The following is a 23,257-nucleotide window of genomic DNA, read 5'->3' on the forward strand; positions in this document are numbered from 1 at the left end:
TTCGTTATGTGAGAGCTAACTTATGGATTTTTTTGTACCCAGTCCTTCCAGATAGATTAAAAAATCTTATCTTTCGATAAAATTTTTGTCTCAATAATTTAAAAAGGATGAAATTAAATTTCCGCAGCAACGTAGCTACGGAAATCTTTTGAACTTTCTTATTCTTTGCCACCTGATGCACTTTTCATTTCATCTTGTTCATAAATGAGAATAGGCTTCGACAAATTATTAACTACACTCTCATCAATAACCACCTTATTTACACCTTCAAGAGAAGGTAGGTCATACATGGTGTCTAAAAGAATATTTTCAAGTATAGCTCTTAGGCCGCGAGCACCCATTTTTCTATCCAAAGCTTTTTTTGCAATTGCAATCAGAGCTTCTTCTCTGAACTCCAGCTCAACACCTTCCATTTTGAAAAGAGATTGAAATTGTTTTGTTAATGCGTTTTTAGGGCTGGTTAAAATATCAATCAAAGCAGCCTCATCAAGCTCCTGCAAAGTAGTAACTACTGGTAAACGCCCTACAAACTCAGGAATTAACCCATATTTAACTAAATCATCAGACTCTAACTGGCTTAGAACTTTTGAGATTTCATTACTCGTGTCTTTTTTATTTTTAAGTTGGGCAGAAAATCCAATACCAGACTTATCGCCTCGTTCTCTTATTACTTTTTCCAAACCAGCAAAAGCACCACCACATATGAATAAAATGTTTGCAGTGTCAACCTGCAAAAACTCTTGTTGCGGGTGTTTACGACCACCTTGAGGAGGTACAGAAGCAATAGTACCTTCAATTAATTTTAACAATGCCTGTTGGACGCCTTCTCCAGATACATCTCTTGTTATTGAAGGATTGTCTGACTTACGTGAAATTTTATCAATTTCATCGATGTAAACAATCCCTTGTTGTGCCTTATCAACGTCATAATCACATTTTTGCAATAGTTTCTGAATTATATTTTCTACATCCTCACCAACATAGCCTGCTTCGGTCAGCGTTGTAGCATCAGCCATGGCAAAAGGAACATTCAGGATGCGAGCCAGGGTTTGTGCCAGTAGAGTTTTACCACTCCCTGTTGGACCAATAAGTAAAATATTACTTTTTCCAAGCTCTACCCCATCTTCACTCTTATGTTGTAAGCGTTTGTAATGATTATAAACAGCTACTGACAAGACTTTCTTGGCATGAGGCTGTCCTATGACATATTCATCCAGGAAATTAGAAATTTCTTTTGGTGGGGGTAGATGTGTTTCTGTCTCTTCATGAGTTTCATGAGTTTCCTCTCGAATTATATCATTACATAATTCAACACATTCATCACAAACGAACACAGAAGGACCAGCAATTAGTTTTTTTACTTCATGCTGACTCTTGCCACAAAAAGAACAATACAGAACTTTATCTCCACTTCCGTTACCGGATTTACTCATAACCAAACCCCTTCTTACAGCTATTACATAAATAAAGTAATATACATGTAAAATTTTAGTCAATCGGGAAAAGACTAGCTACTATGTTTGGGCCAATTTAAGGATTTTAAAACATCCAATCGACCCCAAAGTACTAACTTACTCGACTTTACCAGCTAACAACTCTCTATCGTAGAGCACTTTATCTATCAGTCCATAATCAACAGCCTGTGTAGCACTCATGAAATTATCACGTTCTGTATCACGCATGATCTGATCTGATGTTTTTCCGGTATGTTTTGCCATAATGCTGTTCAACCGCTCTCTTACCGTTAACGTTTCACGAGCATGAATTTCAATATCTGTAGCCTGCCCCCTGTAACCACCTAAAGGTTGATGAATCATCACCCGGGAATTTGGCAAACAAAATCTTTTTCCATCAGCACCAGCACAGAGCAACAGGGCTGCAGCACTCGCTGCTTGCCCTATACATAAAGTACTCACATCTGGCTTTATAAACTGCATGGTATCATAAATTGCAAGACCTGCAGTTACTACGCCACCAGGAGAATTGATATAAAGAGATATATCTTTCTCAGGATTTTCAGACTCAAGAAACAGCAATTGAGCAACGACTAAATTAGCCATGTGATCTTCAACTTCACCCAAAAGAAATATGATACGTTCTTTCAACAATCTTGAGTAAATATCATAAGAGCGTTCACCACGAGATGTTTGCTCAATAACCATTGGAACTAAACCACTAGCATTGCGTATTATGTTATCTGAATAACCTGGCATGCTTATTCTCCTTTATTTTCAGTATCCTTTTTCGGATTCATCACTAAATCATATTCCATAGTCTTATGTTTTAGCTTGGCATCTGCAGCTATTTTATCCGCCACTAAATCTTCCATCACTAAAGCCTCGATTTCAGCCATATGTTCTTTGCTGCTGTTGTACCAGGAACGAAGTTCCTCAGGGCTTTCATAAGCACTGGCAAATTTATCAATCATGGCATTCACTTTCTCTTTTTCAGCTGTTATTTGATGCTTTTTGACATATTCTGAAAAGAGTAAACCAAGATGAACGCGACGCATTGCCTGTTCTTCAAATAGCTCTCTGGGAAAATCAGGAATTTGTTCATTATCTTTGTGCTCATGTCCAAATAGGCGATGATACATATCATGCTTCAAATGTTCGATTTCTTTGTCAATCAATGCCAATGGTAAATCAATTTTATTCACGTTCATTAATGCATCGAACAGTTTTTCTCGGTTCATCATGCCAACCCGTCTTTCTAACTCACGAGTCATGTTGTCTTTAATGTCTTTACTCAGGGCTTCTACGCCACCTTTTTTGATATTAAATTTTTCTGCAAAGGCTTCATCAAGTACAGGCAATTTACCCTCCATGACTTTTTGAATAGTAATTTTAAATGTAGCTTCTTTACCAGCCAGCTCTTTATGGCCATAATCAGCGGGGAAATTAACTTTTATGTCAAAAGGCTTCTCTTTTTTACCACCGATAATTCCATCTTCAAATCCAGGAATCATTGCACCAGAGCCAATAACTAACTCATGTCCTTCAGCACTTCCACCTTCAAAAGGTTTATCTTCCATAAATCCCTGGAAGTCGATAATAACTTTATCACCTGCTTTAACAGCATGCGAAACCTCGTGCCATTCCTTGTTTTGTTCTCTTAATTTTTCCAACATGTCTTTAACATCTTTGTCGGTTACTTCAGAGCGTATCAATTCAACTTCGGCCTGATTGAGTTCAACAATATCAAATACAGGCAATATTTCAAATACAGCGGTGTATCTGAAGTCTTTACCTGGCTCGAGTTGTTCAGGCTCAACAGCTGGGTAACCAGCTGGAACCAGTTCATTTTTTTGAAGCGCTTCGAATAATGTAGATTGTACCATTTCTCTGGCTACCTCTTCACGAACGCTATCTGAATAACGGGTTTTAACAACATCCATAGGTACTTTACCAGGACGGAAACCATCAATTTTAACTTTGCGAGCAAGATTTCTGAGACGCAAGCTCACTTCTTCCTCAACTTTCTCTGTAGGTACAGAAACTGTTACCTTACGCTCCAAACCTTTTAGGGTCTCAACAGAAACTTGCATCAATTCACCTCTTGGAAATTATCATGAAATGGTGCGAAAGGAGAGACTCGAACTCTCACGGGTTGCCCCGCTGGAACCTAAATCCAGTGCGTCTACCAATTCCGCCACTTTCGCAAATCAGGTTGGATTATCAATCAGTAATTCAGTCTTGTAAAGAGTCAGATGGAATCTTTAGCGGTAGACTGCTTTTAAACATGTTGTGGGGTGAACGATGGGATTCGAACCCACGACAACCGGGATCACAACCCGGGGCTCTACCAACTGAGCTACGCTCACCATAATTTACTGCCAGCATTTATCTATTTTAATACTTAGACGGCTGGTGCGCCCGGCAGGATTCGAACCTGCTACCCTCGGCTTAGAAGGCCGATGCTCTATCCAGATGAGCTACGGGCGCTAAATGGTCGGGGAGGAGGGATTCGAACCCCCGACATCCTGCTCCCAAAGCAGGCGCGCTACCAGACTGCGCTACACCCCGTTACCCGTCCCAAGGACAGAGCGCAGATAATACTAGGTGATATCCTTAAGGTCAATATCCTGAATCATTAAATTTTAATTCATTTCAAATTAATTAAAAATATTGAAATATCTTTAAACAAAATAAACTGTTTCTATCTAAATAGGTATTTTTCAGCTAGCATTAATTATTATTTTTTATTCGCAGATCCCATGAAAATCAAATTATTGCCGTTATTTGACAATCTGACCCATTTACACAGAAATCATGAAAATGTAGTAATTCCTGAAACACGCTTTCAAAATGACTTTAATTACACTTTAAATTTTCTTAAAAGCTACACTGGAAGCCAGGGAACATTTAACAGTTACAGACGAGAAGCTGAGCGGTTATTGCAGTGGTCCTGGTTAATCATGAATAAAACTATAGATGAATTAAAGCGGGAAGATATAGAACAATACATTCATTTTTGTCAAAGCCCCCCTAAGTCATGGATAAGTTTAAAAAAAGTTCCTCGTTTTATTGAAAAAGATGGCAAACGCATACCTAATGAAGAATGGACTCCATTTGTCGCCTCCGTGACTAAGTCTGCAAGAAAAAATGGACAGACTGCCAGTATCGAGCTATTTGGCTTATCTCAAGGAGCTACTCAGGAAATTTTTGCCATTTTGAGCACCTTGTTCAATTTTTTAATTGCTGAAGAGTATCTGACATCAAATCCCGTGGCATTAATTCGCCAAAAGAGTAAATTTATCCGTAAACGACAACAGAATACTCCTGTTCGTCGCTTAAGCATGGTGCAGTGGAATGCGGTATTACAGGCGGCTGAATCTCTGGCAACTGAATCACCCGAAAAACATGAAAGAACTCGTTTTATGTTGAGTCTTTTATTTGGTATGTATTTACGCATTTCCGAGCTTGCTGCAAGCGATAGATGGATACCCAGTATGAATGATTTTGCTAAAGACAGTAATGGACACTGGTGGTTTACTACCGTAGGTAAAGGAAATAAAGAACGACAGGTTGCTGTAAGTGATGACATGTTACATTGTTTGATGCGCTGGCGGATTTTTCTGGGATTAACTCCCTTACCCTCTCCAGCAGATAACTCACCGCTACTGCCTAAATTACGTGGTAATGGACCGTTGAGCGATACGGCTCCTATTCGACGTATTATCCAGCGATGCTTTGACTTGGCCGCAGAACAACTTAGATGTAGTGGGGTCACTGATGAGGCTGATAACTTATCTGCGGCAACTGTTCACTGGCTCAGGCATACGGGTATCTCCGAAGATGTTAAAATCCGACCGCGTGAACATGTTAGAGATGATGCGGGACATAGTTCCAGTGCCACAACAGATCGTTATATAGATATCGAAAATAAGGCTCGATATCAATCGGCACAAAAAAAAACTATAGAGCCAGCTGAATAAAGTTAATCCGAACTTTAGCCATTTTTTCTAGGAAATTTTCAACATGGATGTAATGGAAGGACATCTGTTTTTATTCAGAAGCCCCTGCGCCTAAAAGCTTAAAGGATTGTATTATGAAGAACAGAGTTTTACCCTCTGGTACCGTCGATTAGAGAAGAAATCATTCATGATATCGATGACGCGGATAAAAGCTGCGAATGCGGTTGCCAGAAGAAAATTGGTCAAGAGCCATCAGGCAATCAGTTTTATCAAAAAAATATATGCTATTGAAAATCAGGCTAAAGATATGGGGCTATCTTCATTGGATGCCGGTTGCCTGATTATTCCTGCTTGCCGTTGCAGGGATGGCTTCTACAAAATGAGGTGATGTCTGCTTCTTCCTATTGGAAAGTCGGTTGTGTTGATAAATAAAACTACGAAAACTTATCCCTTCCTGCTCACAATAGGCCTGTTGCGTTAATCCGCTTTCCAGCCAGAATTTTGAATGATTTTGCCAAAAACCAGGCCCGCTCGTTGATTTATTTGCGCTGCTCATTAATTCCTCCTTTAAAAATAAATAAGGAAGAGTTTCTATAGTTTTTTGGTGAGTGAAAAGGTGGGGTTAATTATGCGCTTACCTTACAGTTTGTCCATTCTTTGGCGGTTAGAATGAAAAATCATGATTTAGGTGTAGAAAAAGAACGTTAATCGCTATGCAAGCATTTTATATCCCTATGAGCTAAAAAGCACATAGGGGTAATTTCCTACATATAAAAATACATTGTTATTGAACTCTAGAGAGGTGGTGGGCTGAAGCTCTTTTTTTCTATGCCATCTTCTTGTTTACTATCTAAGGGAGAATTAGCTGCAGAGGAAGACAGTGTCAATTTTTCTTTTGACATTAATGATAACATAGTACTTTTAATTAACTTTTTTTCATTAGGGCTAAGAGCCTTATTTACATCAATCCAATCAAAAGGGGTCTTTCCATTAGATGATTTTTCAGTAAAGTCCAAGGATAAGACGGAGTGATCATTTAAGAAGATTTGAATGATTTCTTCCTTAAACTCGGAACAAGCTTTACGAAGAGCTAAATTGAATTTTTCAGCCTTTATTGCTGAAATAAATGGTTCATTTTTTTTATCATTTACGTTTATTATTAAAGATAATTGTTCGAGTATTAGAGAAACTTTAGATGTTGTTTTATCAGCTAAGAAACAATATCGATTAGTAACTAAACTTTCAGGATTGTCTTTTATCACGCAATCGATAAACGAGGAAATTAATGATTGATCTTCAATATCGTGAAGCTCCTGAGGGCTACAGGTAATTGATCTGAGTTTTATATTAATTGCTGCTGGTGTTAAAAGTGTTAAATTCCCATTTTGATGCTGGGTAATTTGTTGATAGTGAGTCTGCCCTTGTTTAACCATATCAACTAATTCAGTCGTTGAAAAACCATCAAGGCTGTTAGGATTCATCATTACAGTCAAAGAAAAACCATGATCGCGAAGCAATTTATTAAGCAGTATATTAGCTGTTCTGATATTACCATCTGCAAAAGGATGTAATTGCTCCATACGCTGCACAAAGTGAACGATTGCTATTAATTTTTCATCATCAGACTTGGCTAGTTTTATTTCTTTATCATAACTGGTAATAAGCTCTTGCATTCTAATGGCTATTAAAGTCTGTAGTTTTTCTTGGGGTTCATGGATCATACAGTTTACTTCGCATTGATACTCTAATTTAAGTAATAATTGATGAATCAACTCAAGGCCGGCTTCCGTACTAACCACATGAGAAATAGTTGAATTTTTACTGGCCATTATCTGAAGATATTTCAAACCTTTAGGGTTATTTTCAAACACGTAACAAGGAGCGTTTTCTATATTATCCATTACCTCAAAACATAGGGCATGAATTGGATTGTGATTTTCTTTCATCCAATATTTTATAAATTCTTCCATTCCAGCGTCAGTTACACTATATGTTGGAACCCCAAACTCTTCGTTTTTTAAATTATGTTTTGTAGAAGGAGCAATTTCAAATTTCCCCCAATCATTTTTATACTCACCTGGATTTGAACTGGGATTAAAATTCATGGCTGCTTTATGGATGCTTTTGATTAAGCCTTCAGTTATTTTTCCATCTTTCTTGGTTTTAAATGCGGTAAGGTAAGCTTGCAACATAGAAGCCCCATATCCAGGCTCTTCTTTAGCATAACTTTTATAGTCATGTTGAAATGGCACTCTGCAAAGATCTGTTAGAAAAAGATAGATGAATTGATTTAACATATTTTTACCATGGTGAATTATTTTCGAGCATTCTATCATATAGATAACAATGTGCAAATATATAATACAGCATGGTTTCATTAACCTCTATCTATACTCGACTTTAGTACCCCAGGCTAATAAGCCAAATATCGGAAAAGAACTTTTGCCTTGATAGAATAGATTAGAGGAAGCTCTTTAGGAGCCATTTAAGCAGCTAAAGAGAACTGATAAATAACCCAAACAATAAAAGAGCTATTTATGCAATAGGTAATTTTACCCACCTTTTCGACTAAATACCTTCCAGTTTCCCCACAAAATCATCACTAGATTCTCTCCCAGCAAGTGGCTAGCGTTTAATGCACTCATTTAAAGCTAGGATGTCAAAACTGTTCCTCTTGCTACAACAGGGTTACAATTGGGCTCAAGAATACTCTCTTTACTCAACCTTGCATCAAAAAATCTTAGCCCACCTTGCCTAATTTTAGATCTGTCGTCTGATGTTGATAATAGAGAATTATTTTGAAGTGCATCTGGAGTATGACTTTGACTCATTTGTTCTATCGATGGCTCCTCCATCTGTAAGGGACATTGAGTCGAATTTTTTCTGTGAAAAACGGTAGGCCAAGTAAAAGCTATCGACACGAATACTAAAATAACTGGAGACAGGATTGCCATGGTTATGGTTAATGCGAGTTTTGCCCCTATTGTTTCTCCCAGAGCTTCACCAACATAAATTCCGCTTCGGATTCCACCGGCAACAGAATAAGCAAGAGAATCACCTATCAAAGCACATAATTTGAGCACGTTGATGACTCCATACTTTATCTTTTGTGCTTTTGTTTGGTATTCTTCCGATGGTTGATGTATTGATTCAAATTTTTCTTTTAGATCGACATACGTTTTCGGGTTAAATACTTTATATACTTGTGAAAAAGTATTAACAACCATGGTTGTCGATGTACATATCATAGAAAGAACATGTGCTAAAAAGGTATCAGGATTTGCAGCTAAAGCATTGAATAGCTTATTAACCCCTGATACCGTAGTAAACCAGGTTAGCGTAGCATAAACAGCTAAAAAGATCGTACTTATGATTCCTAACAAGACACATCGCAAAAGACCATAGGGTTTTTTATAATCTTCAATAAAAAGATTTTTAAATTTTGCATAATTTTCACGTATGCCTACAGCTTGAAACGAATAAAAAGAGATAGCTGTAATCACAGATAAACCAATCGTAACTATCAAAACCAGAGGGTTAGAGGCGATCACACCTGCCCCCAAGAACGTGAGAAGTCCTATGAGACCAGCATATCCAGAAATGCCTGCAGAAATGCATGCCAACAATGTCACCATACCAAAAAATACTTTCTGCCCCCTATCGAATATCGTTTTTTCTTGTATATTTTCTTCGATGGTCTTAAACGTTTTTTGTTTTTGAGGCTGAAAGCCAGCACTATCGAGCATGGCTTGACCACGACTTAATAGACAAACAATTCCGTTACATAAGGAAAGTACTATTGCTAAGCCAAGGCAAAAGCCAAAGGGAGCTCCTAAAGTACTTATTAATCCCAGGCAAAATACCATACAAAGTGCCATGGAGGTGACGACTTTGCCAATGACTAAAGGCACTCCTTTAATCAGCCTGTTTCTATTTTGAATGGGGGTTCTTGCAAATTCTTGGCTATTGCAAGAGTAGGCAGCAATTTGTAAAACCTCTTGCTTAGGTAATCTTTTTCCACCCGAAAGTATCTCTCCCCACTTAAAGGTAAGGAAACTCCAAAAATAGTGGGAAAATGGACGTTTTAGAAGATCTGTTATTCGAAGGTCCCCATTTAGAATGGCTTGTTGGATTTTTTCCGACTCTTCTTCAGTAAAGTGATATTGGTTAAAAGAAGTAATAATCCAATCTTTTTGAGTACGAAATTTTCTTCTTAAAACCATTATAACTGCAGAACGTTTATCAATAGCAAGATCGATTTGATCGTGTTCTAATAAACTAATAATTTCTTTCATTCCAACAAATCCCTTTTTAGGCAAATGGTGTAGCTTATTTATAATTTCACAAGAATTCCATTTAAATTTTTAAATAATTATCAACAGGTATGATAACGCTATCTTTTCCTTAGAAAGATTTGACATACTTTACCAGTTCCATTCTAATCTTATTTTTTATCATGATATGGACCATCATGGCATTTTTGAGTTTTCTAAAACCTGCTCCTTATCTTCATCAAATTCAGGATAAAAACATTGTTACACGGCAATATCGTTATTGGCGTATTCGCACCTTTTATGCAATGTATATAGGGTATGTTTTGTTTTATTTTACGCGAAAAAGTTTTATCTTTGCGATGCCTGCATTACAAAGCACCTTGGGGATGACGAAAACTGAACTGGGAATGATTGCTAGCATTTTAAGCTTAAGTTATGGCATCAGCAAATTTTTGAGTGGAATTCTTGGTGATAAGTCAAATCCTCGTTATTTAATGGCGATTGGGCTAATTTTGACAGGTATTTTTAATATTTTGTTTGGTTTGTCTTCCACCTGGTGGTTATTTGCTATTTTTTGGGGATTAAATGGTTGGTTTCAAGGGTGGGGATGGCCAGGATGTACTAAATTATTAACGCATTGGTATTCTCAATCCGAACGTGGTCGTTGGTGGAGCATTTGGAATACATCACATAACGTTGGTGGTGCATTAATTCCATTAATTGTTGCCATGTGCGCGCAGTATTTCGGCTGGCGTTCGGCCATGTTTGTGCCTGGGATCATCTGCATTTTAGGAGGTATTTTTTTGATCAATCGCTTAAGAGATACTCCTCAGTCACTTGGTTTACCTGCGATCGAGCAATACCGAGAAGATTTTTCTGGCTTAGCAAATCACCACCAGGAAAAAACAGAACTCTCTGTCAAAGAAATTCTTTGGAATTATGTGTTAAGCAACCCATATATCTGGATACTTTCCATTTCTTACTTGTTTATTTACATTGTCAGAACGGCCATTAATGACTGGAGCATGATGTACTTAACGGAAGTGAAGGATTATTCCTTAATCACGGCAGGTAGTTGTGTCATATGGTTTGAGGTTGGTGGTTTTTTTGGAAGTCTGGTGGCCGGCTGGCTTTCTGATAAAATATTTCAAGGGAAACGTAATCCAATCAATGTTCTCTTTACTGCAGGTGTATTTGCCACTTTGTTGCTATTTACGTTGACTGGGGGATATACACCATTCATCGATTCTTTATTTCTTTTTTTCTTTGGTTTTTTTATCTTTGGTCCACAAATGATGATTGGTATGGCGTGTGCGGAGTTATCGCATAAAAAAGCAGCAGCGACTGCAACAGGCTTTGCCGGATTTTTTGCTTATTGTTTAGGAGCTGTTCTGGCTGGGGCTCCTTTGGGGGCAATTATTATAAATTACGGCTGGGATAGTTTCTTCCTCACATTGCTTATTTGCTGCTTGATTCCTTTTTTTATGATGCTGCCACTCTGGCATGTAAAAGACCGTCCAGGGTACCGTAAATCAGAATTTACAGGCAAATCTGAGTTTGCTTAGTGCTTGGCTTTCCTAGGTGATCCAGTGCAAATAAAGGGTGGTGCAATTACTGAAGTTGCTAGAGTGTCTAGGCTGGTTCCGTCCTAAGAAGAAAGTTAGTATCAGTATCCTTACTGGTCATTGGTAATTGTCTGCTTGACGCTGGCTCTTAACTAATTCTAATTTTCAAGATTACCAGACTTTTCATCTAAGCACGCCCCATGTCTCATTCTTCACTTCAAAACAAGTTGAGGCAATAATGTAATTTTTATAGGCAATTAGTGCGTATATTATTTAATATTTCGTATCCTGTCAGAATCGCCGGGTAAGTGTCTGCCACTGAGTCCGGATTAATCCGAGCCGCGCGCGTCAGCAAGCGGAATTCTTTAAAAATATTCAAAATACCTATTGACACGGTTTTTCTGTAAAACTGATGTTTTTCCATATCAAACGTAAGTCATGCAATATGCATGCCCTAAGATCCCCAAGATCACAATGTAGCCCCTTTCACTAATAAAACATCTCCCTCCTGAGGTCAGATTTTTTCTTAGCCCTTAGTGGCGTTAAAACTCGAAAAATGCGTTCAAAAAAAGTCATGTTATGATTGCCGTATCAGCATTAGTAACGCAGTGGTAGATGATGAAACGCCAAGAAATCAAACAAGTTTTAGATGAGTTAACAAAAGATATCGATAGTCTTGCCGACAAAAAGGCCGTGACTATCATTAAGGTATTGGTTAATTTGGTCGAAATGCTTGCCGAAGAAAATGCTTTGCTCAGAGAGGAAAACCAAGTATTACGTGATGAGATAAACCGCCTTAAGGGTGAACAGGGCAAACCTAATATTCGCGGTCAATCCAAAGGTAGCAATGGCGATAATACAGGCAATTCCAATCATTCATCTGAAGGAGATCGCAATAAACGTGGTAAAGGGAACAATAAAAACACAGGCAAAGACAAAAAAAACGTACGTATTGATAGACGTGTTACGATTGCTCTGGACAAAGCAACGCTGCCAGATGACGCCAAGTTCAAGGGTTTTGAGATTCGAATCATCCAGGATCTAAAAATCATCACGGATAATGTTGAATTCAAGCTGGAAACGTATTACTCACCATCTTTGAAAAAAACCTTTATTGCGCCGATTCCTGGCGAATATAAGGGCAGTGAATTTGGTCCTGGGGTTAAAGCGCTGGTCATCACATTATACCGTGATGCAGGGATGACGGAGAGCGCCATTGAGCGCTTTTTAAAAACATGTGGTATTCAAATATCACATGGTAAAATTGCTTCCATGCTGACAGAAGGCAATGATATTTTTCATCAGGAAAAAGAAGATATTGTCGATGCCGGTAGCAACGCAGGCTTGTACCAGCAGATGGATGACACAGGCAGTCGTGTTAACGGCAAAAATCACTACACCCATGTTTTATGTAATGACTTTTTTACAGCATACTTCACTCGTCGTAAAAAAGATCGCTTGACCTTATTGGAGTTGCTGTGTCGAGACCAATTAAAGTTTATGTTTAATCAGGAGGCTTATGAGTTAATGGATGAGTTTGGTCTCGCAAAAAAATGGTTGGATCAAATTAAACCAATGCTGCATGCACAACCCCTCACACGTGAATCAATCGATAGTTTGATGGGAACACTTTTTCCAAATCCAAAAAAACACAGCACGAATCGACGCATAATTCTTGAGTCAGCAGCTCTTGCCTATTATCAGCACTCGAAATACTTCATCCATTATTTAATGACAGATGATGCGCCTCAGTTTAATAAATTGGCCCTACATCATGCGCTGTGCTGGATCCATGAAGGTCGTCATTATAAAAAACTCACTCCATTCTCAGATATGAATCAGAATATATTGGCTGTATTTCTTGAGCAATTATGGGATTTCTACCATGCATTATTGACTTACAAGACGGCTCCATCTCAATCAATGGCCCAACAACTATCAATGCAATTTGATACTTTGTTCGCAACCACGACAGGCTATGATGTTTTAGATCAACGCATTGCAAAGACACGTGCTAAAAAACAAGCGTTATTATTGGTGTTAGACCATCCATTTCTGCCATTGCACAACAATGCCTCTGAATTAGGGACACGGTTTCAAGCAAGGATACGCGACATCAATCTCCAAACGGTCTCCCAAAATGGCACCAAATCAAAGGATACGTTTGCCACGATTGTACAGACGGCCAGAAAACTGAAAGTTAACGTTTATCAGTATATTTACGATAGGGTGACTAAAAAATTTGAAATGCCATCATTGGCTGAATTAATCTTACTTAAAGTGCGGCAGGTTCCATGCACCACATAAGCATCTCGAGATAATTCCGCTTGCTGACGCGCGCGGCTCGGATTAGTCCGGGCTCAGTGGCAGACACTTACCCGGCGATTCTGACAGGATACAATATTTCCTTAACATTAAACAAGTATACTTCGTACTAAATATTTACTTATGAACAAAAATAACACCAAACCACCCATGTTAATAATAACCACGTGAGAATTAATGTTTCAAAAAAAACAATTTTCAACTCTATCCCAAAGAGAGTTTCCTTAAGACTTTAACTAAGTGCATTTAGCTGTAGATTTGTCCTAAAAGGCTATAATTTTATTTTAATCAAAAAAAATCAAAGTGAGTAATTTATGTACGATCAAAAACTTGTTTGTCACAGCATATCAAATATTTTATCCCTTCCGGAAAAAGGCTACATTCCTCCAAAGGCGGGCTCTTCTTTCTCAGCCGGAGACACACATGGTAATGCAATTGCTCTGATAAGATATCTATACGAGGCAGGTATCATTAACATCAACCAAGAACAATATATTGTATTAATAAAAATTTACGAGATTGACTCCCTTATAAGGGATCGCAGTGCGTTAAATCCAAAGGATTTGCAACGTTTTAGGGATATTTTACGTACCGGATTTTCACATGCCCACGTTCCGAACGGCGTCACTTTGCGTTGTTTTGGAGACATGCTTGCAGACAGGGGAAGCAACGATGTTCTGTCCCTGCTTATCTTATTGGAAATGCGTTTGGCTTTTCCTGAGTTACGTGGCGTTATCCTTCTCTCAAATCATGATAAATGCTTATTAAGTAATTACTTAAGAGGTGCATTAGCCCCTGGGGAAAAATTAACTATGGAGTTATCTCCTTGCAATTCTCTTACTCGATTGAAATGGTTAATTGACAATCACATTATTTCCTATGAAGAAGTGGGGGATATGATTCAAAAAGCTTACTTACCTGCACTCAAACTTGTAGATTATGTCCGTAAAGAAGATGGCAGTATTGATATTATGGGTCATGCTCCTTTAACTTTAAGAGCCATAGATAAAGCAATGCATGAATTTCTTCCTTCTAACCACCATAAAGATATCTACGCATCGGTAGATGATGTAGTGTATGTTTTAGATCAATTAAACATTATGTTTTCCAAGGATCTAACGGATAAAGAAAGTCCTATATATCAGGCCCTGACAACACTTCCTTCTGGAACAAATCCAATATATAACTTTATTTGGCCACGTTTGACTGATATTGGTCCAGAAATTAAGGTTCCATCTTATAATTACAGGTTTCGACATGGTCATGATGGCTCGCCTGGAGAAATAAAGATTCACGGGGTAACTTATATTGGATATAACAGTATTTTTGGTAAGACCACCCCACAGCAATGGAGACAAGCTGAAAATGCGCAATTGACAATGAGTTGTATCGGAGGCCTATCAGAGCAAAAAATGGACGAAGATGAAATGAATGAAGCTATTGGTGAGGTTTTTAATGCCGAAATGAGTCCTACAACAATAATTTTAGAGACTGATACCAAAGCATCTCCTTCATGCGATGAAATCAGTACTTCTTATTTGTCTAACCCGTTGTCTATGAGTACTCTTGATAATTCAACTGAAGAGGCTGAGCAGGTTGTAATGACATTTAAAACCCTAGCCACCCTTTCTATTAATAATTATATAAAAAATAGAGGAAGTTACACTCAAACAGAGTTGGGAGAGAAACTTTGGACAGGAGTAGCATCAGCCCGTAATTACGTTCGTGGTTTTTTTAAAGCAAGCTTAGTGGATATACCCCAAGTACCCAAAGCCCTTGAATTGAAACAACACATTAATGCTTTAACAGTTGATAATTTAAAGAATAACTGGCCAATTATAGCACAAGAACTTATTGAGGCGGAACAGCTAACTCAAAGTGGAGAGTATGTAATGGTTGCCAAAGGAATTGATCAGTATTTTAATACGAATGTATTATCAAATGATATTTTGAAATCCTCCATGCAAGATAGTTACTCTTTATTTTAGCGATTATTGAGGTGAAAAAAAGGAATTGTACTTAATTTTTATCGGGTGAAAGGATAACCATCAAAGGCAAAGCCCATGATCTTTTACACCAAGGAAGCGGTGGGGTCATGTGGTGGGTAAGAACAACAGAAAGTTGGCAGTACCAGGATCTACTTGAATGGTTTTTAAAAGTGTGCTGGGATTTTAGCCCGGCGGTCTATGTCGCCGGTTTGCTCAAGCACGCCATTAATAAATACGGTTATCAATCCTAAGCCCAGGTTCTGTCGGCTCCAGGTTTTTACGCGACTGCGTGAGATCTAATGTTCTTACTTCATCGAGGCGGCTTATAGCCGCCAAATCACACACCAGCCACGCCCTGGACACCCCGAGCCCACCGCCCCCCACTGCGCCCGCCGTCAGCCTAACTAATGCAAGATCAACCCCAAGACCGGAAGAATCAGAAATAACTAACGGGATCCATGATTCGCCTTTGTTTGTATGATGATTGTCGAACGCTAACCCACGGGGAAATTTGTCCTCATTAAACTGAGGTGTTGGGTCAAACGAGCGGTCTTTACGGCAATATTCATTAGCCACATGGACAGGAACATCGCGCTGCTCTTTTCCAACCGCCATCCATGCCGCCTTCATGGCGTCCCAATTCTTAGTGCTCACCCAGTCATCATAACCATCAATAAAATCGCTCTCTTGGGAGATAGTTCCGCGTTTTGTGTAGAGGAAATGAAGACCCTTCTTGGAGATTAAATACAACTATACAACAAAAATACTTAGGCGCTGCTGTGGTACCTGGAAATATTAATTGTGAGGGCCTCACCAAATTATGATAAAATTTCTTATTGATTTTTGCTAATGGTTTAACATGCTTACCTTGCGTCACATTACTTTATCACGCGGAAATAAAGTCTTACTCAATAAAGCCAGCGTTAGTCTCTATGAAAAACAAAAAATTGGATTGATTGGGCATAATGGTTGTGGAAAATCCACTCTATTTGACTTTTTATTAGGTAAATTAACGGCAGATACTGGTGAGTATTTAATTAATCCACAATTAAGTATCAGTCATTTATCCCAGCACTTACCTGATAGTCATGAAAAAGCGTTAGACTTTGTCCTAGGTGGTGATGAAGAGTATATAAATCTGCTGCAACGTCTGGCAAATGCGGAACAATTGGGAAATGATGCAGACGTGTTTGCTTGCCACGAAGAACTCACCCATAGTTCAGGCTACAGTAAACCCGCTCAGGCGGCTACTATCATGTCTGGTCTTGGCTTTAAGGGAGATCAACAGCAGGCTTCGGTGAATAGTTTTTCTGGTGGTTGGCGAATGCGTTTAAGTCTTGCTCGCTGTTTAATGAAGCCAGCAGGCTTGCTCTTACTGGATGAACCAACAAATCACCTGGATATGGAAGCGATTTTCTGGCTGGAACGTTTTTTAAAACAAAGCCCAAGTACCATTATTTTAATTTCTCATGATAGAGAGTTTCTTGATGCTTTTGTCTCTCATATCTTACATATTGAAAATCAAAATTTAGCCCTTTATACCGGTGATTACAGTTGTTTTGAAAAAACCCATGCACAACAATTGGCCTTACAACAAATCATGCATGAAAAACAACAAACAAAAATTAATCACATGATGGTTTTTGTAAATCGCTTTAAAGCAAAAGCTACCAAAGCAAAGCAAGCTCAAAGCCGAGTTAAGGCAATTGAAAAAATGGAAATTATTGCAGCTGCTCAAGCAGACTCCCCTTTTTCGTTTGACTTTTTTCCTTGTCCACGTGCCGGTAATCCTTTAATCCAATGCAATCAGGTTAATGCGGGATATTATGAAAATGCACCCATTCTGAAAAAAATTAATTTATCGCTTAATCCCGGCGACCGGATTGCCCTGCTCGGCCCCAATGGTGAAGGAAAATCTACTTTAATTAAAACGTTAACTGATTCTTTGTCTGCTTTAAGCGGTGATATTCATCGTTCTCCTCACTTAAAAATAGGCTATTACGCCCAACATCAGCTAGAGCAGCTGGATTGTAAACTAAGCCCTGTAGAAACCATTCAAGTCTTGTCACCTGAAGTAAGAGAACAGAGCATTCGTGATTTTTTGGGCGGTTTTAATTTCATCGGTGATATGGCAGTTCAAGCCATTCATCATTTTTCAGGTGGTGAAAAAGCACGTTTGGCTTTGGCAAAACTCGTCTGGCTAAAGCCCAATTTATTATTACTTGATGAACCTACAAACCACCTGGATCTGGGAATGCGCTCAGCTATTGAACTGGCTCTACAAAGCTATGAAGGAGCTCTGATTTTAATTTCCCATGATCGCCATATGCTAAAAACTAGCGTAGATGATCTCTATTTGGTATATCAGCAGAAAGTTCAACCTTTTGATGGGGATCTGGATGATTATTATTCCTGGTTACAATCAAAAGACACCGTAAAAGAAAGCATCACCCCCCCCTCTGCTAAGGTTTATAAAGAGAAAAAATCCTTACAAAATCGCTTAAAAAAATTAGAACAATTAATGGAGCAATACCAGGAAAAAATCCACCAGCTGGATCACCAGCTTGGCGACTCCATGCTTTATGAGGATACTAGTCAAAAGAAAAAATTGGAGAAACTATTGTCAGACCGCGAGCTTGCCCATTCCACCTTGCACAAGATCGAGGAAGAATGGTTGGAAATATCCAGCACTTTAGAGCAATCAGATTAAAATTATAAAATAACGAGCTTACTAAGGTTTTTTCTGTAACTGCGCCAAGAGAGATCTGGCGGCTAATTGCTCTGCTTTTCTTCTATTGGAGCCTTGGCCATGAGATATTTTTTGTATCCCCTCTACAACGCAGGTTACAAAAAATATTTGATCATGCTCATCCCCCTCAACTTTTGTTAAAGTATATTCGGGTAAAGCGTATTTCTCGGCCTGTAAGTATTCCTGTAACTGAGTTTTAGCATCTTTGAGGCAATCATTTAAATTCGGATCGTTAAGTCTTGAACGAAATAAGTTTAAAATAACTTCTTTTGCTGCAGCGATACCACCGTCCAAAAAAACAGCTGCAAAAACAGCTTCCAAGGCATCAGCAAGTATGGAGGATCGACGAAATCCGCCACTTTTTAATTCACCCTGGCCAAGAAAAAGAAAGTCGCCCAGTGCTAATTCTTTAGCAATTTCTGCGAGCATATCCCCTCTGACCAGAAAGGACCTCAATCGACTAAGTTGCCCTTCGCTTTGTGTCGGAAATTGATTAAATAATTCGTTAGCAATCACAAAACTTAATATAGAATCACCAAGAAACTCAAAGCGCTCATAATTGTCACTGCCAACGCTACAATGGGTTAAGGCCTGTTTTAGATAAGCAGGTTTTACGAATTGATAATTCAAACGTCTACATAATCTCTCTAAATCAATTTTCACTACCAGCTACTACCTCATACGTATTATCAAAGTTAATCAACAGATTTATATTGTATGCCAAAAATCGAATGGCTTGATATCTTAGTTTTACTTGATACCGATGCTCCCCTTTAGGTGTAATGATTATCTCATTATTCTTAAGATGATCCACACCATTAATATCAAGACGCTTGTTTAAACTGCTTCGCAGTACATCCACATCGGCAAGAGGATCGCCTGATAAGGAAGCAACAGGAACTGTATTTAAAGATTTTATAGACTGCACTATTTCATAATGCTGTATATATGCAGGTACTAATCGCATCATAACAACTGCTGCCATTACTAAAACCGCTACAGTAAATAACATACTAATAAATGTCATTCCTTGTTGTTTTTGCATCAATTATTCCTTTAATTAATCAATCTTCCAATTCGTGACCAGCGCAGATTATCAGTCTTGCCATTCCAGCTCATCCATACTAAAAATGCTTTCCCTCGAAGATAACTATCTGGAACAAAACCCCAATAACGACTGTCGGCGCTATCATCGCGATTATCGCCCATCATGAAATAACTTCCTTCAGGGACAACCACATCAAAATCAACTGAGGGAACATCTGCTCTGATAAAAATATCGTGCACCACCCCGTTCAAGTTTTCCTTATATTTAGCTACTGCTTTACCCGAACTCTCATCAATTGTATATTCAACAAAAGTGCGCGTCGCTTCCTTACCGTTAACTGATAAAATTTTATTATGATAGCTGATTTCATCACCAGGAACACCAATCACCCTTTTGATGTAATCAAAAGAGGGAGCAGGAGGCCAACGAAAAACTGCAATCTCACCAGTTTTAGGATTAGCAAGTGATACCATTTTCTTTTCCAATACTGGAAGCCTTAAGCCGTAAGCAAATTTATTGACTGCCACAAAATCTCCAACTAACAACGTTGGCTCCAGAGAACCTGAAGGGATACGGAACGGCTCAACAAGAAATGAACGTAATAATAAAACAATAAAAAAAACCGGAAAAAAGGAGCGGGAATATTCAATAATCCGTCCAGGCTTTTGATTTGGCCCACGTTTTCTGGCCCAAAAAACAACATCTAGTAAATAAATAAATCCACTGATAAAAGATAATAAAACTAATATTAAAGCAAAATTCATAAATTTATATCCCAAAAGTTGATTTCCAAGAGTACAGCAAAATAACAATCCTATTTTTTTCTATCAGTTTGAAAAACTGCCATAAACGCTTCTTGCGGTATTTCCACATGACCGACTTGTTTCATGCGTTTTTTCCCAGCTTTCTGTTTGTCTAATAATTTTCTTTTACGTGACACATCACCACCATAGCATTTTGCAGTAACATTTTTACGCAGAGCCTTAACTGATTGACGGGCAATAATATGACTTCCAAGCGCGGCTTGAATAGCAACGTCAAACATTTGACGCGGAATCAGATCCCGCATCTTTTCAGCGACTATTTTTCCTCGACTATGAGCAGTACCTCGATGAACAATGACGGAAAGTGCATCTACTTTTTCACTATTAATTAATATGTCCATTTTCACCAAGTCAGCTTCCTGGAAACGTAAAAAATTATAATCCAATGAAGCGTAACCCCGACTGACTGATTTTAACCGATCAAAAAAGTCTGACACGACTTCGCTCATCGGGATATCATATGTAACTGAAACCTGGCGCCCGCTGTAGGTCATATTTACCTGTACCCCACGTCGCTCAACACATAAAGTAATAATGGGTCCCAGATAGTCTTGTGGAACTAAAATATTAGCTCGCACGATAGGTTCATACATCTCTTTAATTTGTGTAATCGGGGGGAGATGGGAGGGATTATCAATTAATAAAGTCTCTCCTTTTTGAGTAATAATCTGATATACAACAGTGGGAGCAGTAGAAATCAGATCAAGATTGTATTCCCGCTCCAGTCGTTCCTGCACTATCTCCATGTGCAGCATCCCCAAGAATCCACATCGAAATCCAAAACCAAGAGCCTCTGATGATTCAGGTTCATAAAATAAGGACGCATCATTTAAACTTAGTTTGGCCAAGGCTTCTCTGAATGCTTCAAAATCATCTGAACTAATAGGAAATAAACCAGCGTAAACCTGAGGCTTAACTCGCTGGAAACCTGGAAGTGCCTTTATAGCAGGGTTTTTGTCTAAAGTTAGGGTATCTCCTACAGGAGCACCTTGAATTTCTTTAATTCCAGCAACAACATACCCAACCTCGCCTGCTTGCAATACATCCAGTTTAGTACGTTTGGGAGTGAATATACCTACTTGATCCACCTCGTATGCTCTTCCAGTAGACATAATGCGCATTTTATCACCTTTTCGTATGGCACCATTGACTATACGCACCAGTGAAACAACCCCAAGATAACTATCAAACCAGGAATCGATAATAAGAGCTTGCAGAGGCGCATCCGTCTCTCCTTCAGGAGGAGGAATATGAGTAACAAGGGCTTCAAGAACATCTTCAACTCCCATACCACTTTTAGCACTGACCCTTATCGCATCATGAGCATCAAGACCTATAATATCTTCTATCTCTGAGATAACCCGCTCAGGTTCAGCTTGGGGGAGGTCTATTTTATTTAATACCGGCAATACCGATAATGATTGATCTATAGCTGTATAACAAACAGCCACAGTTTGTGCCTCAACACCCTGAGCTGCATCGACGACCAAAATTGCCCCCTCACAAGCAGCAAGAGAGCGAGACACCTCATAGCTAAAATCTACATGTCCTGGAGTATCAATAAAGTTTAATAAATAAGTTTTCCCATCTTTTGCGGTATAATTTAATGAGACGCATTGTGCCTTGATGGTAATACCGCGTTCCCGCTCTATGTCCATAGAATCGAGAACCTGAGAGCTCATTTCACGTGCGGTCAAGCCACCACAAATTTGAATAAACCTATCTGCCAAGGTGGATTTACCGTGATCGATATGGGCAATAATTGAAAAGTTACGAATTCGCTTTAAGTTACTCAACTGAAATAGCCTTTCTGTAAATAGCCTGATTCTATCTTAAATGTTTGCAGGCAGAAAGTAGGCAAGATGAATTCTGTTATTTTTGTGAACTAATTGATTCATTATGTAAAGAAAATTTGCTAATGACCCATAATTTCACTAAAATTCCCGGTTTGGTCTCAACATAGGATGCACCATGCGACGAATAAGCTGGCTAGGCTTTACTGTACTTTTTCTTATTTCTTTTACTACCTTTTCAAATACTACATTTACTCAACGCAAAGACGTACAGCTTTTTATTAAAAGCATGGTAAAGCATCATCACTTTAACGCCAAACAATTAGTTGAAATGCTAAATCAGGTCCAGATTCAACCACAGATTATTGAATCGATGGAAAAGCCCTATGAAAGAAAAAACTGGGATGTTTACAAAGAATTATTTCTTACCCAGAAAAGATTAAACGGTGGGTTGAACTATTGGAAGGCTAACCAGAAACTATTGGAAAAAAGCCAAAAAAGATATGGTGTACCTCCAGAGATCATTGTTGCTATTCTGGGTGTAGAAACTTTATACGGAGAGCGTCAAGGTGAATACAGAGTTCTGGACGCTCTTGCCACCCTGGCTTTCAATTACCCTAAGCGTTCGGCCTATTTTACTAAAGAATTAAAAGAATACCTCCTTCTATGCCGTGAACACAAGGTTCCCGCAACATACTATAAAGGTTCATATGCTGGTGCAATAGGCAAACCACAGTTTATGCCAAGCAGTTATAGATATTATGCAGTGGATTTTAAAAATAAAGGTACACGTGATCTGATCTCTAATAACGGTGACACTATTGCCAGTGTTGCCAATTATTTCCAAAAACACGGCTGGAGATTAAACGAAGGCATAGCCCAACAGGCTAAGTTAACTGGCTGGAAATTCAGACATATCAAAACAAATCCCAGAACTGCCAATTATAATTTAGTACAATTGGAAAAAGCAGGTGTTAGACCAATAACTGCCTCTCTTAATCATCCTAAGCGTGCGGCCTTAATTGAGCTCCTGACTGATGAAGGAAAAGAGTATTGGTTAGCCTACCCTAACTTCTTTGTTATTACTCGTTATAACTCTAGCCCACAATATGCCCTTGTCGTCTATTTATTGTCACAACAATTAAAAAAGCAATGGCTTGAGATGAATGCGCAAAAACACAGAGCATATGTATAATTAATTATTCCCTACGCAGCGAAGCGTCCTAAGGGGAATAAATGAGAAAACGCCCCGTATTCCAGACTTCACAGAATACG

Annotated in this window: 18 protein-coding genes and 4 tRNA genes; 7 read left to right on the plus strand and 15 right to left on the minus strand. The window is 38.6% G+C overall.

Features of this window, described 5'->3' with window-relative positions; translation table 11 throughout:
• Window positions 1-158 precede the first annotated feature (158 nt).
• The 7 genes from clpX to HRS36_RS12735 form a co-directional block, all read right to left on the minus strand.
• A complete protein-coding gene (gene clpX / locus HRS36_RS12705) occupies window positions 159-1,433 on the minus strand; it encodes an ATP-dependent Clp protease ATP-binding subunit ClpX (protein ID WP_173238524.1) in 1,275 nt (424 codons plus the stop codon).
• Window positions 1,434-1,571: 138 nt separating this feature from the next.
• Window positions 1,572-2,213 carry an ATP-dependent Clp endopeptidase proteolytic subunit ClpP gene (gene clpP, locus HRS36_RS12710; RefSeq protein WP_173237596.1) on the minus strand — a complete coding sequence of 214 codons (642 nt, stop codon included), beginning with the start codon at window positions 2,211-2,213 and terminating at the stop codon, window positions 1,572-1,574.
• Window positions 2,214-2,215: 2 nt separating this feature from the next.
• On the minus strand, window positions 2,216-3,547 hold the full coding sequence (tig, locus tag HRS36_RS12715; protein WP_173237597.1) for a trigger factor: 1,332 nt from the start codon (window positions 3,545-3,547) through the stop codon (window positions 2,216-2,218).
• Window positions 3,548-3,576: 29 nt separating this feature from the next.
• A tRNA-Leu gene (locus HRS36_RS12720) sits at window positions 3,577-3,661 on the minus strand.
• Window positions 3,662-3,747: 86 nt separating this feature from the next.
• Window positions 3,748-3,823 (minus strand) — tRNA-His (locus tag HRS36_RS12725).
• A 44-nt stretch (window positions 3,824-3,867) separates the two neighbouring features.
• Window positions 3,868-3,944 (minus strand) — tRNA-Arg (locus tag HRS36_RS12730).
• Between the two features lie 4 nt (window positions 3,945-3,948).
• A tRNA-Pro gene (locus tag HRS36_RS12735) sits at window positions 3,949-4,025 on the minus strand.
• Between the two features lie 191 nt (window positions 4,026-4,216).
• On the opposite strand from HRS36_RS12735, the gene HRS36_RS12740 reads away from it, so the two are divergent.
• Window positions 4,217-5,437, plus strand: a complete 1,221-nt coding sequence (locus HRS36_RS12740) for a tyrosine-type recombinase/integrase (protein ID WP_173237598.1) — start codon at window positions 4,217-4,219, stop codon at window positions 5,435-5,437.
• 298 nt (window positions 5,438-5,735) lie between these two features.
• On the opposite strand, the gene tnpA is transcribed toward HRS36_RS12740, so the two are convergent.
• The 3 genes from tnpA to HRS36_RS12755 form a co-directional block, all read right to left on the minus strand.
• On the minus strand, window positions 5,736-5,972 hold the full coding sequence (tnpA, locus tag HRS36_RS12745) for an IS66 family insertion sequence element accessory protein TnpA (RefSeq protein ID WP_173237599.1): 237 nt from the start codon (window positions 5,970-5,972) through the stop codon (window positions 5,736-5,738).
• 238 nt (window positions 5,973-6,210) lie between these two features.
• The gene (locus HRS36_RS12750; RefSeq protein WP_173237600.1) at window positions 6,211-7,713 is read right to left on the minus strand and encodes a Fic family protein; all 1,503 of its coding nucleotides are present in this window, start codon (window positions 7,711-7,713) and stop codon (window positions 6,211-6,213) included.
• 354 nt (window positions 7,714-8,067) lie between these two features.
• Window positions 8,068-9,711, minus strand: a complete 1,644-nt coding sequence (locus tag HRS36_RS12755) for a hypothetical protein (RefSeq protein WP_173237601.1) — start codon at window positions 9,709-9,711, stop codon at window positions 8,068-8,070.
• A gap of 176 nt (window positions 9,712-9,887) precedes the next feature.
• Between HRS36_RS12755 and pgtP the strand changes: the two genes are divergently transcribed.
• The 4 genes from pgtP (at window position 9,888) to HRS36_RS12775 (ending at window position 15,819) form a co-directional block, all read left to right on the plus strand.
• Entirely contained in the window at window positions 9,888-11,255 is a 1,368-nt protein-coding gene (gene pgtP / locus HRS36_RS12760; RefSeq protein ID WP_173237602.1) for an MFS transporter, read from the plus strand.
• 615 nt (window positions 11,256-11,870) lie between these two features.
• Entirely contained in the window at window positions 11,871-13,562 is a 1,692-nt protein-coding gene (locus tag HRS36_RS12765; RefSeq protein ID WP_173235423.1) for an IS66 family transposase, read from the plus strand.
• Window positions 13,563-13,894: 332 nt separating this feature from the next.
• A complete protein-coding gene (locus HRS36_RS12770; protein ID WP_173237603.1) occupies window positions 13,895-15,568 on the plus strand; it encodes a hypothetical protein in 1,674 nt (557 codons plus the stop codon).
• Window positions 15,569-15,675: 107 nt separating this feature from the next.
• On the plus strand, window positions 15,676-15,819 hold the full coding sequence (locus HRS36_RS12775) for a hypothetical protein (protein ID WP_173237604.1): 144 nt from the start codon (window positions 15,676-15,678) through the stop codon (window positions 15,817-15,819).
• On the opposite strand, the gene HRS36_RS12780 is transcribed toward HRS36_RS12775, so the two are convergent.
• On the minus strand, window positions 15,794-16,318 hold the full coding sequence (locus HRS36_RS12780; protein ID WP_173237605.1) for a hypothetical protein: 525 nt from the start codon (window positions 16,316-16,318) through the stop codon (window positions 15,794-15,796). The two genes, HRS36_RS12775 and HRS36_RS12780, sit on opposite strands and share 26 nt — an antisense overlap.
• Window positions 16,319-16,427: 109 nt before the next feature.
• Between HRS36_RS12780 and HRS36_RS12785 the strand changes: the two genes are divergently transcribed.
• Complete coding sequence (locus tag HRS36_RS12785) at window positions 16,428-18,278, plus strand: ABC-F family ATP-binding cassette domain-containing protein (protein ID WP_173237606.1); 1,851 nt, start codon at window positions 16,428-16,430, stop codon at window positions 18,276-18,278.
• A 21-nt stretch (window positions 18,279-18,299) separates the two neighbouring features.
• Here HRS36_RS12785 and rnc read toward each other — a convergent pair whose 3' ends face one another.
• The 4 genes from rnc to lepA are packed head-to-tail and all read right to left on the minus strand — an operon-like array spanning window position 18,300 to window position 22,015.
• Window positions 18,300-18,980, minus strand: coding sequence for a ribonuclease III (gene rnc / locus HRS36_RS12790; protein ID WP_173237607.1), 681 nt, complete (start codon window positions 18,978-18,980; stop codon window positions 18,300-18,302).
• Window positions 18,970-19,362 (minus strand): DUF4845 domain-containing protein, encoded by a 393-nt coding sequence (locus HRS36_RS12795; RefSeq protein ID WP_173237608.1) that lies wholly within the window; start codon window positions 19,360-19,362, stop codon window positions 18,970-18,972. The genes rnc and HRS36_RS12795 overlap by 11 nt, the downstream gene beginning before the upstream one ends.
• Window positions 19,363-19,373: 11 nt before the next feature.
• A complete protein-coding gene (gene lepB, locus HRS36_RS12800) occupies window positions 19,374-20,129 on the minus strand; it encodes a signal peptidase I (RefSeq protein WP_173237609.1) in 756 nt (251 codons plus the stop codon).
• Window positions 20,130-20,179: 50 nt separating this feature from the next.
• Window positions 20,180-22,015: a translation elongation factor 4 gene (gene lepA, locus HRS36_RS12805; RefSeq protein ID WP_420814333.1), complete on the minus strand. Its 1,836-nt coding sequence runs from the start codon at window positions 22,013-22,015 to the stop codon at window positions 20,180-20,182.
• A 145-nt stretch (window positions 22,016-22,160) separates the two neighbouring features.
• Here lepA and mltB point away from each other — a divergent pair, with 145 nt between their 5' ends.
• Window positions 22,161-23,177, plus strand: a complete 1,017-nt coding sequence (gene mltB / locus HRS36_RS12810; RefSeq protein ID WP_173237611.1) for a lytic murein transglycosylase B — start codon at window positions 22,161-22,163, stop codon at window positions 23,175-23,177.
• The last annotated feature ends 80 nt before the right edge of the window (window positions 23,178-23,257 follow it).

The sequence above is a fragment of the Legionella antarctica genome (genome assembly GCF_011764505.1).
GTDB lineage: Bacteria > Pseudomonadota > Gammaproteobacteria > Legionellales > Legionellaceae > Legionella > Legionella antarctica.